Below are 24,923 nucleotides of genomic sequence, written 5' to 3'. Positions count from 1 at the left end.
CAGTTAATCCTCCATTCCAGTTGGTGTTTTTTCATAAAACTTGTTAGTACGTTCAATAAAGTCAGCCACTTGGAAGATGCTGCCTTCATCAAATCTTTTAGCCATAATTTGCAGACCAACAGGCATACCGTCTACTAATCCAGCAGGAACACTGGCAGCAGGGATTCCAGCTAAGTTTGCGGAAATTGTCAAGATATCGTTGTTATACATTTTAATTGGATCAGATATTTCGCTGCCAATACCAAAAGCAGGTGTGGTAGTAGTTGGTCCCACGATAACGTCATTTTCAGCAAAGATTTGATCGAATTCTTCACAAATCAGCGTTCTGACCTTAGAAGCTTGTCTAAAGAAGCGATCATAAGAACCAGCTGAAAGCGCAAAAGAGCCGAGCATAATTCGTCTTTTTACTTCTTCACCAAAGCCCTCTGAACGTGACTTAACGTAAACATCTAATAAATTCTTAGTATCTTGAGCACGATAACCGTAACGAATACCATCAAATCTTTGCAAATTCGATGAAGCCTCGCTTGAAGCAATGATGTAATAATCTGGAACAACGTACTTAGTTAAAGGTAAAGATACTTCACTGATAATTGCGCCTGCTTTTTCCAAAGCATCGATTTGTTCTTGGATAGCTGCACGCATATCACCATCAACGGCAGCCATATATTCTTTTACTACTGCTACGCGTAATCCCTTGACATCTTGACCAATGTATTTGGTAAAGTCAGGAACTGCCCTAGTTGACAAGGTCGAATCATGACCATCACTACCGGCAATAACATTTAAGACTTGAGCTGAAGTTTTAGCACGCTTACTCATGACGCCAATCTCATCTAAAGAAGAACCAAATGCTATTAAACCCCAACGTGAAACCCGACCATAGGTTGGCTTGATACCGAAAATACCATTAAATGCAGAAGGTTGTCTAATTGAACCACCAGTGTCAGAACCTAAGGCGGCAACTACTTGACCTGAAGCAACTGCAACTGCTGAACCACCAGAGGAGCCACCTGGCACTTTATCTAAATTCCACGGATTGTGAGTTATACCAAAATAAGAGTGTTCCGTAGATGAACCCATCGCAAATTCATCCATATTGGTTTTACCCACAAAAGTCACTTGCGCTTTTTTCAATCTTTCAATTACTGTTGCGTCATAAACTGGAATGTAATTATCCAAAATATGACTAGCGGCAGTAGTCTTAACGCCTTTAGTAATAATATTATCTTTAATGGCGATTGGAATACCTGCTAATTTATTATGCTCAAAATCCAAGTCATTTGCTGGTTTAGCATCTTCTTGGATTGTGATCCAAGCATTTAACTTGTCATCAGTTTTTTTAATATTTTCAACTGTATCTTGCGCTAATTTGTCAGCTGACAAAGTGTTTTGGGCAAGTTTCTTATTCAAAGAGTCTATATCTTCATTTAAATAATTCATTACTCGTCCTCATCCTTATTAATAATTACAGGCACCTTAATGAAGCCATTGGCTTGGTCAGGAACATTTTTCATTAATTCATCTCTGTCTTGCCAGTGTTCCGGTTTATCTTCTCTGAAAACCGTATCGCGATCAACAACTTGAACAGTTTCTTTAACTCCATCAGTATTAACTTCAGATAATTGATCAGCCATATTGATAATCGAACTCATCTGTTCAGTTACCTTCGCAATATCTTTTTCATCAATTTCTAGTCGCGACAAAACCGCAACGTGCTTAATTGTATCTTCTGTGATTTTCACGCAAATATACCTCCTTATTCGCCACCATAAATATGAACTTGATAACCACTATCTCCCGTTTCCTTGGCAACTAGTGCTTGAATATCATTAACAGAGCCAATTTTGATTTCAATCGGTACATTATTTGCCAGATATTTCTTTGCGGTTGATAACACTAACCTAGTAAAACTTTGAATTTGTTCGTACCCATAAAATTGAGTAGTAATTGAAATGTTTTCCTGAGCTAATTTACCATTCTCGTAGCGTAATGTTGCCGTTACCCCGCTAACGTTAGGGAAATAATTTTGAATAGATTCCTTGAAACTATTGAAGCTTGAGGCATCACTGCTGTTGATTGCTTTTTTATTGCCAACCGTAGGCAATACTTCTGCTTGGGTATCAATAGTTTTCCATTTAGTTATTTTACTACTATTGGCAGCCGCTGTCCCGCTTAAAAAGTAAGTTCCTGCTACTAATGAGTCTTTACTTTCTTTAGCAAAAAGACCTACAGTAATTGGAACTTTTTTTAAAGCCTTTTTCTTGCGCAGGCGGGAGACAATTTTTTCGGCTGCTTGTTGACCAAATTGCTTTTGTTGAGAACGGGAAATTTCAGCTTGATATTCAGGGCCATCCTTTACCTTTTGGTAGTAGTCAATTGAGTTAATTGCCAAGCCGATACTAATGCCACCGATATGATAATTCGAACCAGAACCTGTTAAATAATCCTGCTCAAAAATTTCTTCTAGATAATAGGGCCGATAATTTTTCTTAGTTCCTGCCTCGGGATTAAGTCCATTCGGATTGTTTTTAGATTTTCGACCAAGCCACTCATTTGCCATATTGGCAGTGATATACTGCCCTTCTTGGAAAACATAAGAATTAGTTGAATAGACGCCTTTAGAAATATCTACTAAACCGCGCTCCAGTTCGCGTGAATCAACCGAATTATTATTATTAGTTGCAGTCAGACCAGCTATCGGACTTGTAACATAATGCCCATTTTTGAGCAAAACGGTATAGCCATTATTACCTGTTTCAGTAGTTTGATAACTTTTTGCATTAGAATTTGAAGAAGTTTTCGCGTTGTTGGCCAAGTCGGAATTTTTCAAATTTCCACATGCCGTCAAACAGAGCGATGTTCCCAGAAGTGCTAATATTTGCAAGTATTTTTTCACTTTAAACGTTCCTTTATTTAACTTTGGCAATCGCTTCTTCTTCAGTCAATAATTGCACGCCTAGCTTCTGTGCTTTTGTAAACTTGGAACCAGCATCTTGACCATAGATAACATAATCAGTTTTACCAGAAACAGAACCAGTTACTTTTGCGCCAAGGGATTGTAACTTCTGAGTAAATTGACTTCTGGTATAGTGTGCCAGAGTACCAGTCAAAACAACGGTTTTACCTTTAAAATCGTTATCAGGAATATCTGCCGCTGCAGCTTCAGGACTCTTACCCAAATAATCCATATTAACCCCACTGGCCTTAAGTTCGTTAACTAATTCCACCACTTCATTTTGGGCAAAATAGGTAGTCAAAGATTCTGCAATTGTCATGCCTATTGTAGCGATTGAAGCTACTTCTTGCACGTCTGCTGACATAATCTTTGCCATATTTTTAAACTTTTGTGCTATCAAACGAGCAGCTTTGGCGCCAACATGATCAATGCCTAATCCCGTCAGTAGCAATTCAACAGAATTACTCTTTGAATTATTAATCGCATTCAATAAGTTGCTAATCGCTTTGTCTTTGAAATGATCTAATTTTTCCAAGTCTGCAGCTTGTAAATGGTACAAATCAGCTACATTATGGACCAGATCATTTTTAATTAACTGTCTGACAATTTTTGGTCCCAAACCATCAATATTCATTGCGGGTCTGGAGGCAAAGTGGGTAATACCCTCCTCAATTTGTGCTGGGCAAGAAGGATTAACACACCGCAGCGCCACTTCATCTTTTAAGTGAATTAATTTTTCACCACATGATGGACAAGAAGTAGGAATAGGATATGGTTGTGCATCCTTAGGTCTTTTAGCCAAAACTACTTCTGAAATTTCAGGAATAATATCGCCCGCTTTGTGCAACATAACGGTGTCCCCAATGCGAACATCCTTTTGCTGTAATAAATCGGCGTTATGCAAAACAGCATGTGAAACAGTTGTACCAGCAAGTTGCACCGGATCCATGATTGCGGTTGGCGTTACGACACCTGTACGACCAACTGTCCACTTAATTTCATGAACCACTGTTTGCTGCTCCTCCGGCGGAAATTTATAAGCTATTTCCCAACGTGGTACTTTGACCGTATTACCCAAATCTTGTTGTAAATTCAGATCATCAACCTTTAAGACGATCCCGTCAATACCATAATCCAGAGAATTTCTCTTTGCCGTATATTCATCAATAAAAGCGAAGATTTCAGACATTTTAGCAATTCTTCGACCAGTTTGATTAGTATGAAAACCCAGCTGGGTCATTTTCTCAATTGCCTGATGCTGACTCGTGATTTCTTGCGGTGGATTAACCCAAGTATAAATAAATGTACTTAAATGCCGGTGCTTAGTAATACTTGCATCCAGTTGCCGTAAAGAACCAGCAGCAGCGTTACGGGGGTTGGCAAAAACCGATTCACCTTTTTCGTCGCGTTCAGCATTAAGCTTGGCAAAAGGCTCTTTACCCATATAGCACTCACCACGAACTTCTGTGGTCAATTTTTCTGGTAGGGTTTGCGGAATATCTGAAATAAATTTGGCATTGGGAGTAACATCTTCACCGACTTGACCGTTACCTCTAGTAGATGCCCTAGTTAATTTGCCATCAGTGTATTCTAACGCAATCGATAAGCCATCGATTTTTAATTCCACATTATAAGCAACTTCATGACCAATTTGTTTTCGCACACGATTATCAAATTCTTGGAGTTCTTCTTTAGAAAAGACGTCGCCCATTGAAAGCATTGGAATCTCATGCGTTACTTTGGTGAACTGGTTGTCAATTTGTCCACCAACTTTTTGCGTTATGGAATCTTGCGACACCAGCTGAGGAAATTCCTGCTCTAATTGAACTAAGCGATTATAATTTTTGTCATACACATTATCTTCTACCTCTGGGGTATCCTTCGTGTAATATGCGTTGGCCCATTCGTCCAACTTATCTCTCAGCGCAGCAACTTCTTTTCTGGCTTCATCAAGAGTTAAATCAGCCATTTTCTTCCTCCCGATTAAAAAATATATTTAAACTTCTATTTTTATTATACCTTTTTAATTGGTGCAAATGCTGCAAGAAGCCGTTTGATTCCTTTACCACTAAATGCAATATCAAGCTCCATATCTTCACCTTTACCGTTAACTTTGGTGACAACGCCTTTACCCCAAGCTTTATGTTCAACTTGGTCTCCAACGTTCCAACCCTTCTTTTCGGCGCCAACAGCTCCAGATGGTTTGACTTTGGGTGTATATACCTGTGCTCGAGCACGCTCATCACTATTAGCAAATGGTGCTGTTGTAGTTTGAAAATTGGCACTAGTTAAGTCAATTGGCACAGAATTTTCGGTGTTCAAATCTTCTTGATCAATTTCTGCCAAAAATCTTGAAGGCAGGTTATTTTGCATCCGCCCGTACATCATTCGTGAATATGCGTTAGTTAAAAACAATTCTTGTTTAGCCCTGGTAATGCCAACATAGGCCAATCGTCTTTCTTCTTCCAGCTGGTCGTCTTCCATTAAAGACCTTGATAAAGGAAAGAGTCCGTCTTCCATTCCGACTAAAAAGACCACTGGAAATTCCAAGCCTTTTGCCGCATGCAAGGTCATCAATGCTACTTGATCATCATTATTGGCCAAATCATCTTGATCACTTAAAAGGGACACTTCCGCTAAAAAATCGCTAAGTGCGTTGTCACCTGCAGCACTTTCCTCATATTCATCATCAAAACGCTTTGTTACCGATAGAAATTCATCAAGGTTTTCCAGTCTGGTTTCAGCTTCAATAGTATGCTCAGACTTAAGCGCAGCTGTATAGCCAAAATCCTGCAGGACTTTTTCAGTTAGACCGGTAACGCTATGACCTGCAGCATAACTAATTGCATCACGTAATTTAGCTCCGAAGTCGCTTAATTTGGCGGCGGCGCGAGGTGAAACTCCCGACATATTTAGATGATTAAACGCTTCGAGAAGCGTCAAATTATTTTCTTGGGCAAAATCTAAAAAGCGGCGTACGCTCACTGGTCCAATACCTCTTTTGGGAGTATTAATAATCCGGTTAAAACTCATTGTGTCACTCGGATTAGCTACTAGCTTCAAATAAGCCATAATGTCCATAATTTCTTTTCTATCATAGAATTTATGACCACCAACTATTTGGTAAGGCACATTTGACTTTACAAAAGACTCTTCTACAGTTCTGGATTGCGCATTTGTACGGTATAAAACCGCAAAATCATTGTAAGACCGCTTTTTAGTTTTAACTTCTTCCTGAATTTTAGCAATAATAAAATGGGCTTCATCATCGCCACTTTGAGCACGATAATATGTTACTTTGGCACCCTCACCTTGATCAGTCCACAAGTTCTTAGCCTTGCGGTGACTGTTATTCTTAATAACCGCATTCGCAGCTGCTAAAATATGACCTGTTGAGCGATAATTTTGTTCAAGCTTAACTGTTTGAACACCGGCATCACGATAGTCTTGCTCAAAATTCATAATATTTTCCATATTAGCGCCGCGCCAACCATAGATAGACTGATCAGCATCGCCCACAACACAAATATTTTTGTATTGGGCTGCCAGTGCGTGACATAATTCATATTGGGCTTGATTAGTATCCTGGTACTCATCTACCAAGATGTAGCGAAACTTGTTTTGATAATAATGTAAAACCGTATTATCGCTCTTGAATAAAACCAAAGTCTGCATAATCAAATCATCAAAATCCATAATTTGATCGTGCTTTAAGCGTCTCTGATATTCCTGATATACCCTTGCAGTTATCTTTTCAAAAGGTGAAGCCGCACTAGCTGCATAGGCATCTGGCGTAAGCAAATCATTCTTTCCGTTAGAAATTGCCGCTAGGATTCTTCTAGGTTCATACATCTTCGGGTTAATATTTTGCTCTTTTTCAATGTGCTTAATCAACGTAAGCTGCTCTGCAGAATCAGCAATTGAAAAATTACCAGTATAGCCGATTTTTTCAGCATCCCGCCTTAAAATACGTACACAAAGAGCATGAAAAGTAGACATCCAAATGCTATCGGCGCGGACACCCAGTAATTTCTGTTCTCTTTGTCTCATTTCACTAGCTGCTTTATTAGTGAAAGTAATAGCTAAAATATTCCAGGGCGCAACCTCTTTTTCAGCAACTAAATAAGCAATTCGGCGAGTTAATACAGATGTTTTGCCAGAACCGGCTCCTGCAACAACCAATAATGGTCCTTCCGTAATCTTAACTGCCTTTTTTTGTTGTGGATTTAATCCTGTCAAAATTGATTCTGCGTTCATTCTGAATCCTTTCACCCCGAAAATTTATAACTATTTTATTGTACCAAAAATCATGACCATCTTTGGAGTTGATTGCACTCTATTTGTCAAAACGGTCAAGGTTGTATTCTTCAATTAATTTGATTAATTTATCAGCATAATTAGGGTCAGTGGCATAGCCATCTTTAACCAAAGCGCGTGCCTGTGCCCGATAATTTTTGGCAGCTAAAACATGGCTGTATTGGTTAGCATCCCAGCTGGTGCCTTTTTGAAACAGCCGCGCATGGGCCCTGATAGAAGCCTCATAAGAGTCATAAATTTGAAAGCGGGCTTTAACGATAATCCACTTACCCTTTTCAAATTCTTTAGTTTTTAAAACAGCCGAAGTATTGGGATTATTGCCCTTGACACCAAATAAATTATTATATTTTTGCGAAAGGTCACTCTTGCCATAATCGCTTTCAAGACAAGCTTGAGCTATTGTAATGCTGGGTAATAAATCAAAGGACTTATCAACTTCCTTGGCTATTGGTCCAATCTCCCTAATAAAAGCTTTATGCTGCCTGATTATTTTTTGTCTGGCTTCTTCGCGAGCAAGTTGCTCTTGTCTAATTTGCTCTGACTGAATTGCCTGACGACGATAATAGCGAAAAGCTGCAAACGCAACAATAAGTGCAAATAAAATAATAAACGTGCGGATAATGATCGCTGTGTTAGATAATTTTCTGCTTTTTCGTTTTCTCGCCATAGATTTTCCCTTGCTTTAAAAAATTCTCTTAATTAAGTATAACCTCTATTGGCTGTAAATTATGCAATGTAATTAATTTTTAAAATAAAAATAGTAAAAATTATACTTTCTTTGGTTCTTTAAATTAGGGCATAAAAAAAGGAGCTTCAGCTCCAATAAGTTTTATGCGGGCAAGAAGACTCGAACTTCCACGATCTAAAAACGATCACAAGATCCTTAGTCTTGCGCGTCTGCCATTCCGCCATGCCCGCAACACATTCAATACTATAACCCAAAATTAACTTTAACACAAGACTTTTCTTACTCATTTTAGCTAAAAATGGTTTAATTTACCATTTGCTCATTGACATACCGGGCATACAGGCTGTGATTTTGCATCAATTCATGGTGAGTACCGTGACCTGTTATTCTGCCATGCTCAACAAAATAAATTTGGTCGGCATTAACAATTGTAGCAAGCCTGTGAGCAATGACCAACGTGGTGCGGTTAACCATTAATTTGTCAAGCGCCTGCTGTACTTTGCCCTCTGATTCTGAATCAAGGCTGGCAGTAGCTTCATCCAGCATCAATATTTTAGGATTTCTTAAAAAGGCACGGGCAATAGCTAAGCGCTGCTTTTGTCCGCCTGATAGTTTAATTCCTCGCTCGCCAATTTCAGTTTCCATTTGGTCAGGAAATACCCGCACAAAATGATCAGCATAAGCCAGAGCAAGTCCATGCCACAGCTCATCGTCAGTTAATTTTTGATTTAACCCATAAACCAAATTATCACGGATTGTTCCAGAAAATATTGCACTGTTTTGTGAAACATACCCTATTTGGTTACGCCAGTTAACCAAATCAATATCCTGAATATTTTGGCCTGCAATAGTAAATTGACCGCTAGCCGGTTGGTAGAAACGCTCTAATAAAGAAAAAATGGTAGATTTACCGCCGCCACTTGGTCCTACAAAAGCGATTACCGAGTTAGGTTTAGCAGTAAAGGAAATTGATTGTAAAACCGGTTCGCCTATTTTGTAACTAAAACTAACTTTTTGAGCAGTGAGAGTTTTATTAGTTAAATCGCAAGTTTGGTGCGACAAATTTTGTTCAGGCTTAATCTTTAAAATTGCCTGAATACGTTCGGTTGATCCCAAAGCTTTTTGAATTTGAGAAAAGAAAGTCGCAAAATTGGCAACCGGTGCAATCACATTAAATAAATAAAGTAGAAAGGCCACTAAGGAGCCACTTGTTAATGATCCTTGACCCACTCTGATAATGCCAAAAGCTAAAATACCAGCGAAGGCAGCCATCATCAAGGTCATGATAATTGGCTGCAATACAGCTTCGACCCGCGCGTCGAGCACCCCGATGCCAAAGATTCTTTGGATCATTTTATTGCCCGCTTCTTGTTCGCATTCTTCACCATTACTGGATTTTATCAAACGGACTTCGGATAGTTTTTCACTGACAGCGCCATTAAATTCGGCAGTTGCTGATTGCAGCTTGCGTCCTAAACGCACCATTATGCGCCCCACTGGTAGTAAAATGATTACCACAATGGGCACGACCGTAAACATGAGTGTTGCCATTTGCCAATCCATGACTACCAAGATAATTAGTGAAAACAAAAGCTGAATAGCACCGGTAATAAAATTGGGAAACTGTGAGGCCAGTAAGTCTTTAATAATTCCCGTATCATTCACTAGCCGAGAGCTGCTTTCACCAACTTTATTTTCATCAAAATAAGTCACTGGCAGTTTAAGCAAATGTTCCCAAAGGCGCTCACGCAAACTCTTAACTACGCTTTCGCCAAAAAAACGCAAAACATAGCCGCCCAGAGTTCCCAGAATTAACTGCAAAACAAAAACAACGATAATAATTATTAAACTTGAATAATTAAAACTATCCCATTTACTTGTGTCTACCAGCACCTTAGTCAGCAAAGGCAAAGCCAAATTAGCAACACTGGTAATTAAACTAAGTATTAATCCGAGTGCAAATAATGATTTCTTAACGTTTAAACTTTTTAAGAGCCCTAAAAAATCACTAAGTTTAACCATTTGCGTTTTATCTTGACGTGACTTGAATGCCATCTAGGATACCGGCTTTCTGAATTTAGACTAAATAAAAAGTCTTTCAATTATCTATTGAAAAACTTTTTATTTTCTAATTATAAATCTTCATTTTCATTATGCCAGCATTTAGGGTAAAAATCGCGGTTGTATTTGTGCATTTTAACAAATCTACAATAATTCCGCACACAATCATCATCCATATCAAAATCAGGGCGACAATGATGGTGTTTTGGCATATGTTTACACATTTTATGTAGCTCCTCTTTAGAACAATCATGATCTGCTGCATATTTACACCATTTCTTAAACTTTGCCATGCAGTCTGCCGGATCAACCATTTCCCCCATTTTTTCTTTGAAATCGTCATCCCAATTATTGCTTATTTTTTCTAATAATTGTCTTAGTTGCTTCTGTTCTTCCTCTGTCAGACCAGCAAAAAATGGTTCAGTATCCCGCTTATCTATCAACAGCTTTAATTTGTTAGCCTTTTCTCTTCCAGAATCAGTTAAATAAACCCGTTTTACCCGTTTATCTTGGTCATCAGTTTCACGGGTAATATCGCCTTTTAGTTCCATTTTTTTCAATAATTCAGCAAGAGAACCCGGTTTAAGAGCCAGAATCTCCGCTAAGTAATTTTGCGATAAGCCGTCAGCAAGTTTTAAGACTGCTAAAACCCGTTTTTGCCCCGATATTGGTCCCTTGTTCTGATATAAATAATAACGACTGGCACGCATTATGTAATGAAGCTGTCTCATTAAATCATCACTTAATTCACTCATAATTAATCTCCTTTAAATTAAAAAAGTTAGGTACCTAATATTTATAATTTAATTATAGTTTGGTACCTAACAAAATGTCAAATTATAGCAAAAGATTTTTAGTGTAAATTAATGGCTAAATTCTGCTTCAACAATTTTAATTTTCCCCCGCATCTGCCACAGGCAAAGCGCCGCATGTTAAGCCGCCGGACACGTAAAAACTCTTGGCCGCATTTGGTGCAAACATATAAATATTTTGCTTTCCTAGTCCTTTTTAAGCCAATATCCGGTGCATAGCGCGAGCCTCCTACTGCACTAAGCAAAGTCTTAAAATCTTGATCTTGATGCCGATAGCCTTGCTGGCTTAAATGCAAGTGATAATGGGTTAATTCGTGTTTAATAATGCCAATTAATTCCCGGAAATATTGTGGTGCTAAAAAATGGGCGTTAATCTCAATATGATGATCGTCTAAATGATAACGGCCACCGGTTGTGGTCATCCGGTAATTAATTTTTACTTGGTGGTTAAATTGCCTGCCAAAATACGTGAGAGACACTTGCTCCACTAAATTTTGCAATTCTGCTGCAGTCATATTATCTGAAAAGTTTGGCATAAAGAGCTGCCTCTTTTTTAGTCTTAATCCTTACTTTTAAAGCCGTAACTAATTTTCTTTTTAAAGGTTTAGCACCCTCCATCCAAGTCCCGGTGAATACGTGAATAGTTTTTGATTGTGCTGACGGATTGCACAAAACGCCATCAGGATAAACATGGATTCCTGCTTGCAACTCCTGCTCTTGGTTATTTGGTTGGGCACCATACTTATTTTTTAAAATATCAGACACAGAAACCGTATTAACGCCTGCCAGTTGGTCTTGCTTATCAAAGGTAAAGTTGCGGTCATCATAATAAGAAAGCATGTCCTGAATGAGAGGATGTCCCTTTTCAGCTCCAAAGACTGCCGTAAAAGGATTCTCTTTATTTTCAAAGCCAACAAATGCCTTATTATTTAATAAATCATGCAAATTATCCAGCACCAAGACGTCAGTATCCATATAAATGCCGCCCATTTCGTAAACGGCCTTAGCCCTGATATAGTCGGAAACAAACGCCCATTTTTTTGCTTGATAAGCCTGCTCAACATATTTATTTTCGTGAATGTCAAAATTATGCTCATTCCACTCAATAATCTGATAGTCTTGCAAATGTTTTGACCAAGTTTTCATACAGCGCTGAATATTCTTGGGTTTGGGATTGCCGCCTACCCATACATAATGAATTATTTTCGGAATCATAACTAACCTCGAGTAAAAAATTTTTTCAATAACAATATTATGTCTTGGTTAAAATCAAGTTTAAACAAAAACATCAAGGCAATGTATAAAACAAACATAATAATTGACTTGAATAACATATTAAGAAAAGCAGAAGCAAACATTTGTGGTAAAAAGAGCCCGACTGCTAAAACAATAATAGCAATTATAAAATATTTAGGAATTTCACGAAAAGAGTATTTAAAATCATAGCCATCGCGAACTATCCATAAACGCAAGATTAACACAATGAACTCGGTGATTAAGATCGCGATCATTGCCCCCGTGGCGCCGTAAAGCTGATCTAGAAAGTAGCTCAATACCACTTCTAACACAGCGCCGACTATCACTGGAATAGCATAGTCACGATCTCGGTGATTAGCAAGTGCAAATTGATTGGCAAATACCCCGCCTGTAGGAATCATAATGATTGTCAACGCAAAGAAAAACATCAGCGGGGTCATAGGAATAAATTTATGACCAAAAAAGAAGGGCACAAATTCTTTAGTATTAGCCATTATGATGACTGCAAACAATGTTCCCAGCATCACGGTTGCTTCCAAAGATTTTTTTAAAATGACCCTTTGTTCTTTTTTACCTTCACCCGCCATTTTAGGCATGATGACTAAAGAGATACTGGTAACAATTCCTAAAACCATATTGGAAATTCGTTGCGAATTATCATAATAAGCAACTTGGGTCGAATTTTGAAACAGCCCTAATATCGGTTTATCAAGCGAGGTATAAATTTGGGTGGCAATTTGCGGAATTAAAAGGGTAATGATTGCTTTACCAGTTGCGCGATATTGATAAAAATGCTTGACAGGTCCGCCAACATAGCGGTGAATGTCAAACCAAAAAACAAACGATCCTAGCATTGTAGAAACTGACATAATCAACATGTACTTCCACAAGTCACCCGGATTTTTTACTAATAGTAAGATTAAAACTACAGATACTAATTTAACAGCAGTATTTTTCAAAACTACCCGACCAAAATCTGCCAATCCCTGAAAAAACCAGGAAATATCTACTTGAGCTGAAATCAGGTACGGCACCATTAACAATAAATATTGACCGTACTTAATCTTAAAAAAGCTGGTCACAGCAATTAAAATACCAATAGTTACAATTCCGGCAATTGCTTGAAAATACCATAAGCCCCAGAATGCCTTAGTCAAATCTTGCTGATTACCAAAGGCTCTGATTTGAGAAATTGTCCGCATACCAATATAGGAAACAGAAAGCGTACAAAAAATCATCAAAAACTGCACAATGTTGTTAACATTGCTGTAAATACCGTAAGTTTTAGGACCCAGAATTCTAGAAAGATAAGGAACCGTTATTAAAGGTACTAATACTAGAAATATTTGGTAAACCGCATTATATAGAATATTTAAAAAAGTTCTTTTCACAATTCTCCCTCTAGTATTTTTTTGTCATTAAAGTGAAAACCTGCTCACAATATGAAGCAGACTGCACCTCATTGGTTAAATTGTGCCAATATTGTCTTTTAGCTTGGTAATGGTCTGGAGCAGCAACTGCTTCTAATAATTGCGTTTGCGTATTAACACATTTACCGGGAACCACCTCTTTAAATGGTCCAAATAGCAGCCCTCGAGTTTTTTCATATTGCTCAAGATACGCGGTTATAAAAATAATAGGCTTATTCAAATTGAGATAGTCAAAATAAATTGAAGAAAAGTCAGTAATCAGAAAATCAGTGCTGCCCAGCAATTCGTACAAATCATAGTCATGTTCGTACAAAAAATCGTTGTTGAGAAAACTGATATTTGAAAAATGACTGTGCTGCTTTTTGAATAAACGCATTTCGTAGGGATGCAATTTAACAATTAAAAATTGGTTTTTGGCCTTTAAACTGGCATTCAGCTTTTCCACATCAAAATCGGGTAATGCCAAAAAATTACCGTCCTTAATGCGATTCATAATTTCTTCATCCGCCATTTCATAGCGAAATGTGGGCATAAAAATTCCAATCTGTGCCTGAACATCATCTTGGCCAAATAATTGCTGTAAAAGTTCTTTTTTCGTCACTGCCGGTCTGGTTAAGGCGTCAAGACGGGGAAAGCCAACTTGGCGATACTTACTGGTTTCAATACCAGTGCACGCACTCATCAGAGTTTCATAAAAATCCGAACTGGAACAAACCATATCGGCATTTCGCCGCCATAATCTGGCATTGCGCGCATCAGTTTTATAATCAGTATTATTAGCCATGATACCCATTCTCTTGAGTGGAATACCATGCCAAAACTGGATGCTAATTTGCTTATGGTGAATTTTAAACGGTTGGTGTGTCGTAAAAACGTATTTTGCTGCACCAATTTGTCTCCAAGTTTTAAGCGGTAAATGTGAGGATGGCCAAGGTTCCACCAAAGCAACATCATATTCCGGATGGTGCTGTCTTAAATATTTGGCAAACAGATAGCCGTTAGAGCCGGAACGTCCTGCACCATTCAAAATTACTACCTTATTTTCCTTGATCCTTGTAAGTTTAGCTCCGATTCTCATTAAATTGAGATATAGCCGAAATAAAATATTTTTCATTATTTAACTTCCCAAATTCTTATTCATTATAAGAGTACAGAAAAAGCCTGAGAGAACTCAAGCTTTTTTGCTTTATTTTTCTGTTTTTTAATGATTATCACTCAGTAAAACTTCAAAAACGTTCATTCTAGTAGCAAAAAGCAGTTTGCAAATGTACTATTTACTATTAGAATATGAAATGTTAAATAGAGCTTAAACAAAGGAAAAAATGAACACCCAAAATTCAGTTTCTAACAAAGTTATAGTAATATATCTCGGCATCTTTAACATTTGGTGGACGATTGAAGAATTCGCATATTGGAGTTATACCAGCAACACTTTAGCACAGGTTTTACTAAGTTCATCAGTCAAATTACTTACTTGGAGTATCCCGGCATTTATTTTAATTAAAAAATATTCTCATCAACTCAAAATCGGGTATCCCCAACTATTCAAAAATCGTTTTAAGCTATGGCCATATTTAGTTGGTATCTTTATTATGGTAACCTATTTGGCTATTATACTTTACTTTGAAAACGGCGGTTTTAAAATTAATCCTAATTTTAGAGCCAGTGATTTCATTGATAAATTTTTAGTGGTTGGAATTACTGAAGAATTAGTGTTTCGCGGTTGGCTTTTAAATGCTCTGCTTAAGAAAATGTCAACTTGGCTGGCTCTCATCGTTAACAATTTACTCTTTTTGTGTATTCATTTGCCAATTTGGTATCAGACCCATACTTTGGTAGCTAATTTTACCTCGGGTGGTTTTATCAGTGTTTTTATTTTGGGCTTGATATTCGGGCTGCTATTTATCAGAAGCAAAAACATCTGGGTTCCGATCATTTATCATATGCTTTGGGACATAATCGTGACGATTTTTTAAAAACAAAAAAGACAGTGAATATTCACTGTCTTTTTCTTAATAAATAGCTAATGGTTCCTTATGATCCGGCTTAGGATAAGCGCGTTCTAATTCCTGTAAATCTGCAGCAGACAATTCAATATCCAAAGCTTTCATATTTGATGACAGGTGAGTTGAACTACTGCTTTTTGGAATTGCTAATGTTTCGTCCTGTTGCATTACCCAAGCTAACAAAATCTGGTATGCACTGGCATGATGCTCAGCCGCTACTTCTAAGACAGCCTGATTTTGCATCATGGTGCTACCCATCTTGGGTCCACGACCTAGCGGACTATAAGCTATGAGAGGAACACGATGCTTTTTTTGCCACGGAAGCAAACTAAACTCAATTCCTCTGGTTTCTAAATTATAAAGATCCTCATTAACCGCGCAGTTTTTACCATGTGGCAGTTGCCATAATTCTTGCATATCAGCAATATCAAAGTTTGATACGCCCCAAGAGCGAATAAGACCTTCATCTTGTAAAGACTGCAGTTCTGCCACGGTTTCTGTTAAAGGGACCATGCCCCGCCAATGATAAAGATATAAATCCAGATAATCAGTTTGAAGTCTCTGCAAACTTGCAGTCAAACTTTGACGCATTCTCTTTGCAGAAGCATTCTGTGGCAGCACTTTAGAAATTAAGAAGATATCAGAGCGCTGATATTTTTTTATAGCCTTGCCTACCAGTAATTCAGAACGCCCATTGCCATACATTTCGGCGGTATCAATTACCTTTAATCCAGCATCAAGACCAGCACGGATAGCTTTTATCTCCTCATCTTGTACTTCTGGATCATCTCCCATTTCCCAAGTGCCAATACCTAGTGCTGGTAGAACTTGGTCGTTAATTGTGACACTTTTCATAAGAAACCTCCTTATGAACAACACCCAACTTTATTTGTGTATATATAACTGATGATATGTAGGTACATGATTTACATTATAATAAAACATATTCTAAACATTTATACCTGCTAGAACCAATTGTAACACCACTTGCCTGCGCTATGCGCGAATATGTCCCGTATAAAGCCTATACATTTCTCTTTTAATGTGACACCACTTTACTTACTTGATAATGTCTTTTTATGTGAAAGCGGAGTAATTGTTTTTTATTTATTATCAGTATAAAATCAAACTTAAAGAGGTAAATTATAATGGTAAATAATTTCAAAAATTCAGATAAATTATCTGGACAAAAATGGTTGATAATACTACTGGCAAATGTAATAGCCTATTGTTGCTTGATCATGCCTGGTATACAAGTACCGGAGTTTTTAGTTTTTGATGAAAATCATCCTACTTTAGTAGCCGCCGGTTTTCAAATTTTGGTAGTAACTGTCTTTTTACTAATTCAAATTATCGGTGTACAAATTGCTACTGGACGAAAATGGCATGAACTTTTCCATGTTCCTCACGCTAAAGAATGGCTGTGGGTATTAGTTTTCTTTATTTTTGCTTACATAGTTTCTGTTTTATCAGGAATGATTTCTCAAAAACTATTCGGCTCGGTGTCAGGAAATGCTGCTGCTGGACTGACAATGAACACGCCCAATGTTTGGCTAATCTTTATCTATCAGCGCTTTAGCAGTGCAATTCAAATTATGGGTGAAGAATTCTTAGCAATTATGCCGCTTTTAGCTGTCACCCAATTGGCTAATGCAATACACTGGCCTCATCCGTTATTCTGGGGCAATATAGCTTCAGCTTTAATTTTTTCATTATTACACTTATCTACTTATGATTATAATTTAGGCTACGTTATCTTGGGGTTAGCATTCACACGTTTAGTATTAAACTGGGCTTTTATCAAAACAAACAACATGTGGGTGAGCTTTTTAGTTCACTTCCTATTTGATACTTTAGCTTTCTTAATGTTGTTACTGGTAACAAAATAATTACTAAAACTTGCTTTTAGTTTATATCATAACTACTATTTAACTTGGCAGTTATGATTTTTTATTTATTCAGAAAACTTAACCCGTAAGCTTGATATTTAATGCAACATTATCTATTAAGAAATCAAATGTCAAATGCTTATTTTTAATAGAATTACAACCAAATAAAAAAGCCGGTAGTATCACGTGCTAACGGCTTGATCTTATTTTTTCTTTAATGAACGCTGAAATTTACGCAATTTCTTTAACGCCCAGTCATAATGACTAGAAGTGTTCGCAATAAAGTATGTAGCTAAAGCATTATTTCCAGTCCACGGAAAAACTTTCTTTTGAAAAAGCTGCTCTTCAGAAAAAGTGTCTAGCAATTTCATTGTTTCTTTATGGCTTTGAGCTAATAACTTTTCTGCTTCCGGCAAAGAAGTAGTTTGGTGTTTTTGCCAAAATTGCTGGTTCATTTCACCATAATTGCGCCAATTATACCCTGCCGGCAAGAAATCCTGCTCTTTACCAGCTTGATTATTTTTAATCCAGTCTAACAGCAACCTTTGCCATTCATATAAATGGACCAATACGTCGCGCACATTATGATCTCGCTTCCAGTGAGCTTCTTTTAGTTTGCTCGTGTCGAAGTTAAAGTCTTCAGACCTTGTTTCTTCAGGAAGATTAGCAATCAAATCAACAATCTTTTGATATGAAGAATTACTAGCTTCAATCAATTCTGTTTTTGTTTTTGGTCGTGGCATATTTTTACCCTTTATTAAAATCCCAATTTTTTCAACTTTTATCATTTTAGCATAGATTATTTGTTTCTTGAAAAGATTTTATTAATTTGCACTAATTATGCAAAGACAACTTGGTAATAAAAAAAGCATAATACTAAATTGTAGTATTACGCATTTTATTCTTATTAATTTACGATAAATGCTTACCAATAGCACTACCAATAATTGATAATGTAAAGCACACAACAAAATACAGGACTGCCAAAGCAGCAAACATCGGTAAGATGTAGTTTGCGTTTTGCCCATAAATCACCTGCGCATGTTGCATCATTTCCGGCACAACAATGATCGTCGCAAGTGAAGTATCCTTAATCAGGGAAACAAACTGACTGATAATTGTCGGAATCATGTTTTTATATGCTTGAGGTAGAACCACATGCCAGAGTGCTTGAACAAAGGACATGCCAGTTGACCGCGCACCTTCCATTTGACCAATGGAAACGGATTGAATACCTGAACGCACAATTTCAGCAATCATACAAGATTCAAATACCGTCATCGCAATTATTGCGGCAGGGATTGTCTCTGGTCTTAAACCAAAGTTCGGTAAGCCAAAATAAGTAAAGAAGATAATCAACAGCAAAGGAATATTTCGAATAATATCAATAATAAAACCTACAAAAGCCGAAAGATACTTAATTTTAGAGTATCTGATTATTCCTAAAATTGAACCAATAATAAAACTTAAAACAACTGAAATTACAGATATGTAAATAGTTACCCAGAGGCCCATTAACAAAAAGCGCACATTAAGCCATGAAAAGGCATTAATCCAATTTTGCATTTTCTAGTACCTCCTTTTAACCTAATTTCTTTTCTAAGTGTCGCATATAATAGCTGAGTGGTAATGTCACTATTAGGTATAAAACCCCTACAACCAAATAACTGTTAATAGTATCAAAGGTAGTAGATGCAATTGAGTTTGCCTGATACATTAAATCGAATCCAGCCACAAAAGCTAAAACCGATGAATTTTTGACCAAGTTAACAAACTGGTTACCTAATGGTGGGATGACTATTTTAAATGCCTGAGGCAAAATAATGTAACGCATTGCCTGCCAATAAGTCATGCCAGTTGACCGCGCACCCTCCATTTGTCCGCCAGAAACAGATTGAATACCTGAACGAATTGTTTCTGCAATAAAAGCGGAGGTGTAAAGTGTTAAGCCAATAGTTCCCGCAGTAAAACCATTTATTTTGACGACATACATAGGAATTACTAAATAGAAAAACATAGTAATTACAAGCAAAGGAATGTTACGCATAATTTCCACATAAGCATGCCCAATTACACGCATTACTTTACTTGGAACAACTTCCATAATTGCAAAAATTGTTCCAATTATTAAACTGAAAAATAGAGCAATTACACTGGATAATACTGTCCAACCCAAGCCGATAAACAGCTGGGTGCTGAATTTTGAAAAAATATTAATCATCGGCGATACAGCTCCTTATACTTAAATCCTGGAACATCGCCAAACCACTTTTTAATTAAGCGATTGTATTCACCGTTATGCTGCATTTCAAGAACTGCCTTGTTTACAGCATCAGTAAATGAGGTTTGTCCCTTATTAACCGCAACACCGTATGGTTCAACAGTAAAGGTGCCGCCACGAACTTCGTAGCCCGGATTTTGCACCGCCAAACCAAATAAAATTCCGTTATCAGTAGTTAGAGCATCTCCTTGATGTGACTTCAGTGCATTCATTGCTTGAGCGTAATCCTGCAATTCGATCACTTTTGCTTTAGGAGCTACTTTTTTAATGTTTGCAACCGAGTTGGCACCCACAACACCGATAACTGTCTTACCATTTAGATCCTTGGTACTCTTAATTGGAGAGTTTTTAGGAACTAACAGAGATTGACCGGCATCAAAGTATGATTTTGAAAAAGAAATAATCTTTTTACGTTCTGGCGTAATTGACATAGTGGCAATTACGGCGTCGACATTACCATTCTTTAACAGTGGGATTCTGGATTGAGAGGTGGTAGTGACAAACTCTGCCTTGCCACTAGGTCCCAAAATATGTTTGGTAATATGTTTGGCCATATCAACATCAAAGCCCTTTTGCTGTCCGTCTTTAACATCAATTAAGCCAAAAAGCTTAACGTCACCTTTAACACCCCAAACAATAGTATTAGATTGCTTAGCATTTTTTAAAACGGATTGATCATTAACGCTTTTACCACAGCCGGTTAACATTAAAATACATGCTAATAAAGGAAGTAGCCAAAATTTCTTTTTCATGATTGGCCTCCTTAGTGAGAAATGATTTTACTCAAAAATTGTTGTGCCCGCTCCGTCTTAGGCTGTTTAAAGAAGCTCTCGCTATCGTCATCCTCAACAATCCGACCTTGATCCATAAAGATAACTCTGTTAGCTACCTCTTTGGCAAAGCCCATTTCGTGAGTAACAATTAGTGAAGTCATTCCACTTTCATTAGTAACTCGTTTCATAACTTGTAAAACGTCATCAATCATTTCCGGGTCAAGAGCAGAGGTTGGTTCATCATATAAAATAAGCTTTGGCTTCATTGCCAAGGTCCGCGCTATCGCGACACGCTGCTTTTGACCACCGGAAATCTGTGACGGCATATTATGTGCCCATTTCCGCAGTCCAACCATATCAAGTAAGTCTAAAGCCTGTTTTTTATTTTCATCTTCAGGAATATGACTTACTATTCTAGGCGCCAACATGATATTTTCAAGCACATCTTTATTTTTATATAAATTAAAGTGCTGGAAAACCATGCCAACATCACTACGTAAAATATTAAGATTGGTCTTAGGATCTGACAGATCGTGACCGTTAACTATTAACTTACCTTTCTGGATTGTTTCAAGGCCGTTTACGGTACGTACCAGAGTACTCTTACCGGAACCAGATGGTCCAATTAAAACCACCGTCTCACCTTGATCAATCTCTAAATTAATGTCGTGCAATGCATGAAAATGGCCATAAAATTTTTGCACATTATGGAATTCAATCATCGACATTGTCATCGCCCCTTTCATAATCAATGCATGAAATAATAAGTTATAGAAACCATTTTACTATACCAGTTAAGAATTTTAAAAGTTATACACGTTTTTTAATAAAAATTTATAGAAGCACATGTTTAATTCACATTATCTCAAAAGTGAATTTTGCACTGCTATATCAACAAATTTAAAGGTTTTGCAAAACTTTTTATGTTCATTAATAATATTTTACCGGTAAAAGTTGCCAGTAATAATTAAAATTATCTGGTAAATAAACTAGCTCTATTTGCATATTACCACTTTTAAATTCAAACAAGCTGGATTACACTTTTTAGAAAGGAGATTTTTATGAAAAAAAGTGAAAATTATCAACTACTTTATAAACAAGCTCAAAGTCTGCTGCAAAATGAACACGACTTAATTGCCAATATGAGTAACATCAGCGCTCTGCTTTATAACGGCTTAAAAGACGTCAGCTATGCCGGGTTTTATCGTTATCAAAAGCAAGAGTTAATTTTAGGACCCTTTCAGGGCCCTGTCGCCTGCATGCATATTGCACTCGGAAAAGGGGTTTGCGGGGTAGCAGCAAAAACGCGCAAAACTCAAATTGTGCCTGATGTCCACCAATTCTCTGGTCATATCGCCTGTGATGCCAATACAAATTCTGAAATTGTAATTCCTGTTTTAAAAAATAATAATCTTATTGCAGTGCTTGATCTTGACAGCAATAGCTTTAGCAGATTTGATCAGGTGGATGCAGATTACTTGTCGCAAATTGCCGCTCTTATTTTAAACTAAGCAACTCACTTTCAAAATATACACAAAAAGATGACAAATTTGGTTAATTAAACCCAAATTTATCATCTTTTTTTATAAGATATTAAATTTTAGTTGTGCTATTTTTTACCAGCTAAACGCTGACATAACTTAACGATTTCAACAATCAAAATCATGCAAATTCCAGCCCCTAAAACTATCAACCATTGAGTTGAATTTAATTCAGTCACATCAAAGAACTTGGTCATGAAAGGCAATTCAACAGCTGCCATGACAATAGCAGAAATCAGTATTGCCCAGTTAAACCATTTATTAGCAAAAGTCCTCTGGGAAAAGATTGATTGGTGAATGTATTTAGAATTAAAGGCGTGAAACAGTTGTATTAACCCTAAGGTGAGAAAGGCCATTGTCAAAGCATCAGCATGTTGTAAATTGGCATTACCCATATGAGGACCAAAATTCAAGCCCAACTGATAAGTAGTTAAAACAATACCCCCTTCTAAAATTCCTTGATAAATAATTGAACTCGCAACACCACCGCTAAAGAAGTTGGATTTTTTACCACGCGGTGCTCGTTTCATGATGCCTTTTTCAACAGGTTCAAGACCTAAGGCAATAGCAGGCAAAGTATCGGTTACTAAATTAATCCATAATAACTGTACTGGAGCTAAAATATCCCAGCCTAACATAGTCATCATAAATACTGTTAAAACTTCACCGACGTTACAGCTCATTAGGTAAAGAATGGCTTTTTGAATATTGCTAAAGACTTTACGTCCTTGCTTGACAGCTTCAACAATAGTAGCAAAGTTGTCATCTGCTAAAACCATGTCACTAGCGCCCTTTGATACTTCAGTACCGGTAATACCCATGCCAATTCCAATATCAGCTTGCTTTAAACTAGGTGCGTCATTAACTCCGTCGCCTGTCATAGCTACAATTTTGCCTTGAGATTGCCAAGCCTTGACAATGCGAACTTTATGCTCGGGTGAAACTCTGGCGTAAACCTCAAAGTCAGTCACATGTTTTTCTAAATACTCATCGCTAAATTCATCAAGTTGAGCACCGGTGACTACTCGTTCATCTTGTCCCGGCTTTAAAATACCCAGTCTTTCCGCAATTGCCTGTGCAGTTACCTGAAAGTCACCTGTAATCATAACAGTTCTAATACCGGCATTATGAGCTTCCACAATTGCCTTTTTGGCTTCCGGCCGTTCAGGATCAATCATCCCTACCAAACCAGCAAAAATTAAATCCTGCTCGACGTTAGCAGTTGTAGGATCATCATATAGCTGCTTAACAGGTTTATAAGCCAAACCTAGAACACGTAAAGCATTTTGTGCCATGTTTTGGTTTGAAAGCATAATTTCTTCTTTTTGTTTGTCGGTGATTGCAGTGACGTTACCGTCAAGATCAATGCGTGTAACCCGCTTAAGCAGTTGATCAGGAGCACCTTTGACAGCTACGAAATATTGACCATTATTTTCGTTCACAGTACTCATCAACTTGCGCCCAGAATCAAATGGGACCTCTTGCACCCTTTTATGCTTGGCAATTAAATCATGCACATCAATTTTTTGATCAAGCGCATACTGAACTAGAGCAGTTTCAGTTGGATCACCCAAAAGTTTATTATTATCATCCAACTTGGAATCATTAGCCAAAACCATCGCCATTAGCGCATGATTATCCTGACTGATACCAGCAGCTGATTTATGGACTTCATTGTCGTAATATACCTGCTCCACTGTCATTTTATTTTGAGTTAAAGTCCCGGTTTTGTCGGAACAAATAATATCAGTAGCTCCCAAGGTTTCAACGGCAGGCAGCTTACGTACAATCGAATTGTGCTTAGCCATTACCTGTGTACCTAAAGCTAAAATGATGGTTACAATGGCAGGCAAGCCTTCAGGAATTGCCGCAACAGCAAGCGAAACTGCTACTAAGAACATATCAATTGCGAGCTTGTTAGTAGGCTCCGTTCCCTTTTTAGTAAAAAAGCCTACCACAAATACCACAGCACAAATGAGTAAAATCATAATAGTGAGTGTCTTACCCAATTGGTTGAGGTTACGCTTTAATGGTGTATCCGTTTCGTCAGTGTTATTAAGCATAGTAGCAATTTTACCGACTTCGGTGTTCATCCCAATCTCAGTAACGATACCTTCACCGCGCCCATAAGTGACATTAGTATTAGCAAAAGCCATATTATCTTGATCAGCTAATGCTACTTTTTCTTCGTCAATAGTGGTTGAAACTTTGTCAACTGGAACAGATTCACCAGTTAAAGCTGATTCTTCGATTTTAAGGCTCTTAGTTACCGTTAACCTTAAATCAGCCGGCACTACATCTCCTGCTTCAAGCAAAACAACATCGCCAGGCAGTAATTCTGTACTTGGGATCTCCATAATTTGACCGTCACGGCGGACATGAGCATTAGGTGTTGCCATTTTCTTTAAAGCATTAATAGCTTCTTCTGAACGGGTTTCTTGAAAAACACCTAAAACGGCATTTAAAATGACCACGATCATGATAATAGCAGCATCTGTCCATTCTTGTGCCACAAAGCCTGACAGCAGTGCAGCCACAATCAAAACGATAATCATGAAATCTTTAAATTGCGCTAAAAACCGTTGCCAAATACTGGTTTTCTTTTTACTGGCCAAACTATTAGCGCCGTATTTTGTGCGCAATTCACTAATTTGACTTGTTTTTAAACCCTGACTTTTTGATGTGGCTAACTCTTGAGCTACATCATCAATTTTTTGATTATAAAAATTCTGGGGCATTTTTACCTCCTAATAACAAAAAAGAGACTTATATGTACAACACACACAAGTCTCACTATTTAAGATAAGTCCAGAAGTATTTCTTCGGGTGTTGGGCTTATCGCAAGTAATTGCTGTTACTCCCTTATGATCATATCTATTATAAATAACTTTTTTATTTTTAACAAGAAT

The 24,923-nt window shown here is 37.4% G+C and carries 22 protein-coding genes and 1 tRNA gene; 3 read left to right on the top strand and 20 right to left on the bottom strand.

Annotation, left to right across the window (positions count from 1 at the left end; all coding sequences use genetic code 11):
• Positions 1-3 precede the first annotated feature (3 nt).
• The 13 genes from gatA to DLD54_RS02600 form a co-directional block, all read right to left on the bottom strand.
• A complete protein-coding gene (gene gatA / locus DLD54_RS02660; protein WP_109918126.1) occupies positions 4-1,443 on the bottom strand; it encodes an Asp-tRNA(Asn)/Glu-tRNA(Gln) amidotransferase subunit GatA in 1,440 nt (479 codons plus the stop codon).
• Positions 1,443-1,745: an Asp-tRNA(Asn)/Glu-tRNA(Gln) amidotransferase subunit GatC gene (gene gatC, locus DLD54_RS02655; protein WP_038521665.1), complete on the bottom strand. Its 303-nt coding sequence runs from the start codon at positions 1,743-1,745 to the stop codon at positions 1,443-1,445. Before gatC ends, gatA begins: the two co-directional genes overlap by 1 nt.
• A 14-nt stretch (positions 1,746-1,759) precedes the next feature.
• Positions 1,760-2,899, bottom strand: a complete 1,140-nt coding sequence (locus DLD54_RS02650; protein ID WP_109918998.1) for a CamS family sex pheromone protein — start codon at positions 2,897-2,899, stop codon at positions 1,760-1,762.
• A gap of 13 nt (positions 2,900-2,912) precedes the next feature.
• Complete coding sequence (ligA, locus tag DLD54_RS02645) at positions 2,913-4,928, bottom strand: NAD-dependent DNA ligase LigA (RefSeq protein ID WP_109918125.1); 2,016 nt, start codon at positions 4,926-4,928, stop codon at positions 2,913-2,915.
• Between the two features lie 44 nt (positions 4,929-4,972).
• Positions 4,973-7,216, bottom strand: coding sequence for a DNA helicase PcrA (gene pcrA / locus DLD54_RS02640; RefSeq protein WP_109918124.1), 2,244 nt, complete (start codon positions 7,214-7,216; stop codon positions 4,973-4,975).
• 79 nt (positions 7,217-7,295) lie between these two features.
• On the bottom strand, positions 7,296-7,943 hold the full coding sequence (locus DLD54_RS02635; protein WP_038521656.1) for a glycoside hydrolase family 73 protein: 648 nt from the start codon (positions 7,941-7,943) through the stop codon (positions 7,296-7,298).
• A gap of 165 nt (positions 7,944-8,108) precedes the next feature.
• A tRNA-Leu gene (locus DLD54_RS02630) sits at positions 8,109-8,194 on the bottom strand.
• A gap of 73 nt (positions 8,195-8,267) precedes the next feature.
• The gene (locus tag DLD54_RS02625; protein ID WP_109918123.1) at positions 8,268-10,019 is read right to left on the bottom strand and encodes an ABC transporter ATP-binding protein; all 1,752 of its coding nucleotides are present in this window, start codon (positions 10,017-10,019) and stop codon (positions 8,268-8,270) included.
• A gap of 77 nt (positions 10,020-10,096) precedes the next feature.
• Positions 10,097-10,780: a MarR family winged helix-turn-helix transcriptional regulator gene (locus tag DLD54_RS02620; RefSeq protein ID WP_109918122.1), complete on the bottom strand. Its 684-nt coding sequence runs from the start codon at positions 10,778-10,780 to the stop codon at positions 10,097-10,099.
• 98 nt (positions 10,781-10,878) lie between these two features.
• Positions 10,879-11,352: a SprT family protein gene (locus DLD54_RS02615; protein WP_109918997.1), complete on the bottom strand. Its 474-nt coding sequence runs from the start codon at positions 11,350-11,352 to the stop codon at positions 10,879-10,881.
• Between the two features lies 1 nt (position 11,353).
• Complete coding sequence (locus DLD54_RS02610; RefSeq protein WP_109918121.1) at positions 11,354-12,052, bottom strand: glycosyltransferase family 32 protein; 699 nt, start codon at positions 12,050-12,052, stop codon at positions 11,354-11,356.
• Between the two features lie 2 nt (positions 12,053-12,054).
• Entirely contained in the window at positions 12,055-13,485 is a 1,431-nt protein-coding gene (locus DLD54_RS02605; protein WP_109918120.1) for an oligosaccharide flippase family protein, read from the bottom strand.
• Between the two features lie 10 nt (positions 13,486-13,495).
• Positions 13,496-14,638: a CDP-glycerol glycerophosphotransferase family protein gene (locus DLD54_RS02600; RefSeq protein ID WP_109918119.1), complete on the bottom strand. Its 1,143-nt coding sequence runs from the start codon at positions 14,636-14,638 to the stop codon at positions 13,496-13,498.
• 208 nt (positions 14,639-14,846) lie between these two features.
• Here DLD54_RS02600 and DLD54_RS02595 point away from each other — a divergent pair, with 208 nt between their 5' ends.
• Positions 14,847-15,500, top strand: coding sequence for a CPBP family intramembrane glutamic endopeptidase (locus tag DLD54_RS02595; RefSeq protein WP_109918118.1), 654 nt, complete (start codon positions 14,847-14,849; stop codon positions 15,498-15,500).
• 36 nt (positions 15,501-15,536) lie between these two features.
• Here DLD54_RS02595 and DLD54_RS02590 read toward each other — a convergent pair whose 3' ends face one another.
• Positions 15,537-16,385, bottom strand: coding sequence for an aldo/keto reductase (locus DLD54_RS02590; protein ID WP_109918117.1), 849 nt, complete (start codon positions 16,383-16,385; stop codon positions 15,537-15,539).
• Positions 16,386-16,678: 293 nt separating this feature from the next.
• On the opposite strand from DLD54_RS02590, the gene DLD54_RS02585 reads away from it, so the two are divergent.
• The gene (locus tag DLD54_RS02585; protein WP_109918116.1) at positions 16,679-17,419 is read left to right on the top strand and encodes a CPBP family intramembrane glutamic endopeptidase; all 741 of its coding nucleotides are present in this window, start codon (positions 16,679-16,681) and stop codon (positions 17,417-17,419) included.
• Positions 17,420-17,622: 203 nt separating this feature from the next.
• On the opposite strand, the gene DLD54_RS02580 is transcribed toward DLD54_RS02585, so the two are convergent.
• The 5 genes from DLD54_RS02580 to DLD54_RS02560 form a co-directional block, all read right to left on the bottom strand.
• A complete protein-coding gene (locus DLD54_RS02580; protein ID WP_109918996.1) occupies positions 17,623-18,162 on the bottom strand; it encodes a ClbS/DfsB family four-helix bundle protein in 540 nt (179 codons plus the stop codon).
• Positions 18,163-18,331: 169 nt separating this feature from the next.
• Positions 18,332-18,985 carry an amino acid ABC transporter permease gene (locus DLD54_RS02575; protein ID WP_038521635.1) on the bottom strand — a complete coding sequence of 218 codons (654 nt, stop codon included), beginning with the start codon at positions 18,983-18,985 and terminating at the stop codon, positions 18,332-18,334.
• A 16-nt stretch (positions 18,986-19,001) separates the two neighbouring features.
• Positions 19,002-19,640 (bottom strand): amino acid ABC transporter permease, encoded by a 639-nt coding sequence (locus DLD54_RS02570; RefSeq protein ID WP_046326835.1) that lies wholly within the window; start codon positions 19,638-19,640, stop codon positions 19,002-19,004.
• Positions 19,637-20,452, bottom strand: coding sequence for a glutamate ABC transporter substrate-binding protein (locus DLD54_RS02565; RefSeq protein ID WP_109918115.1), 816 nt, complete (start codon positions 20,450-20,452; stop codon positions 19,637-19,639). Before DLD54_RS02565 ends, DLD54_RS02570 begins: the two co-directional genes overlap by 4 nt.
• 11 nt (positions 20,453-20,463) lie before the next feature.
• Positions 20,464-21,201, bottom strand: coding sequence for an amino acid ABC transporter ATP-binding protein (locus DLD54_RS02560; RefSeq protein WP_038521630.1), 738 nt, complete (start codon positions 21,199-21,201; stop codon positions 20,464-20,466).
• A gap of 333 nt (positions 21,202-21,534) precedes the next feature.
• Between DLD54_RS02560 and DLD54_RS02555 the strand changes: the two genes are divergently transcribed.
• Positions 21,535-21,984, top strand: coding sequence for a GAF domain-containing protein (locus DLD54_RS02555; RefSeq protein ID WP_109918114.1), 450 nt, complete (start codon positions 21,535-21,537; stop codon positions 21,982-21,984).
• A 98-nt stretch (positions 21,985-22,082) separates the two neighbouring features.
• On the opposite strand, the gene DLD54_RS02550 is transcribed toward DLD54_RS02555, so the two are convergent.
• Positions 22,083-24,752: a calcium-translocating P-type ATPase, PMCA-type gene (locus DLD54_RS02550; RefSeq protein ID WP_109918113.1), complete on the bottom strand. Its 2,670-nt coding sequence runs from the start codon at positions 24,750-24,752 to the stop codon at positions 22,083-22,085.
• Between the last annotated feature and the right edge of the window lie 171 nt (positions 24,753-24,923).

The organism is Lactobacillus helsingborgensis, from assembly GCF_003173695.1.
Lineage (GTDB): Bacteria > Bacillota > Bacilli > Lactobacillales > Lactobacillaceae > Lactobacillus > Lactobacillus helsingborgensis.
The sequence above is the reverse complement of the archived record's forward strand: the minus strand, read 5'-3'. Positions and strand labels throughout refer to the sequence as shown.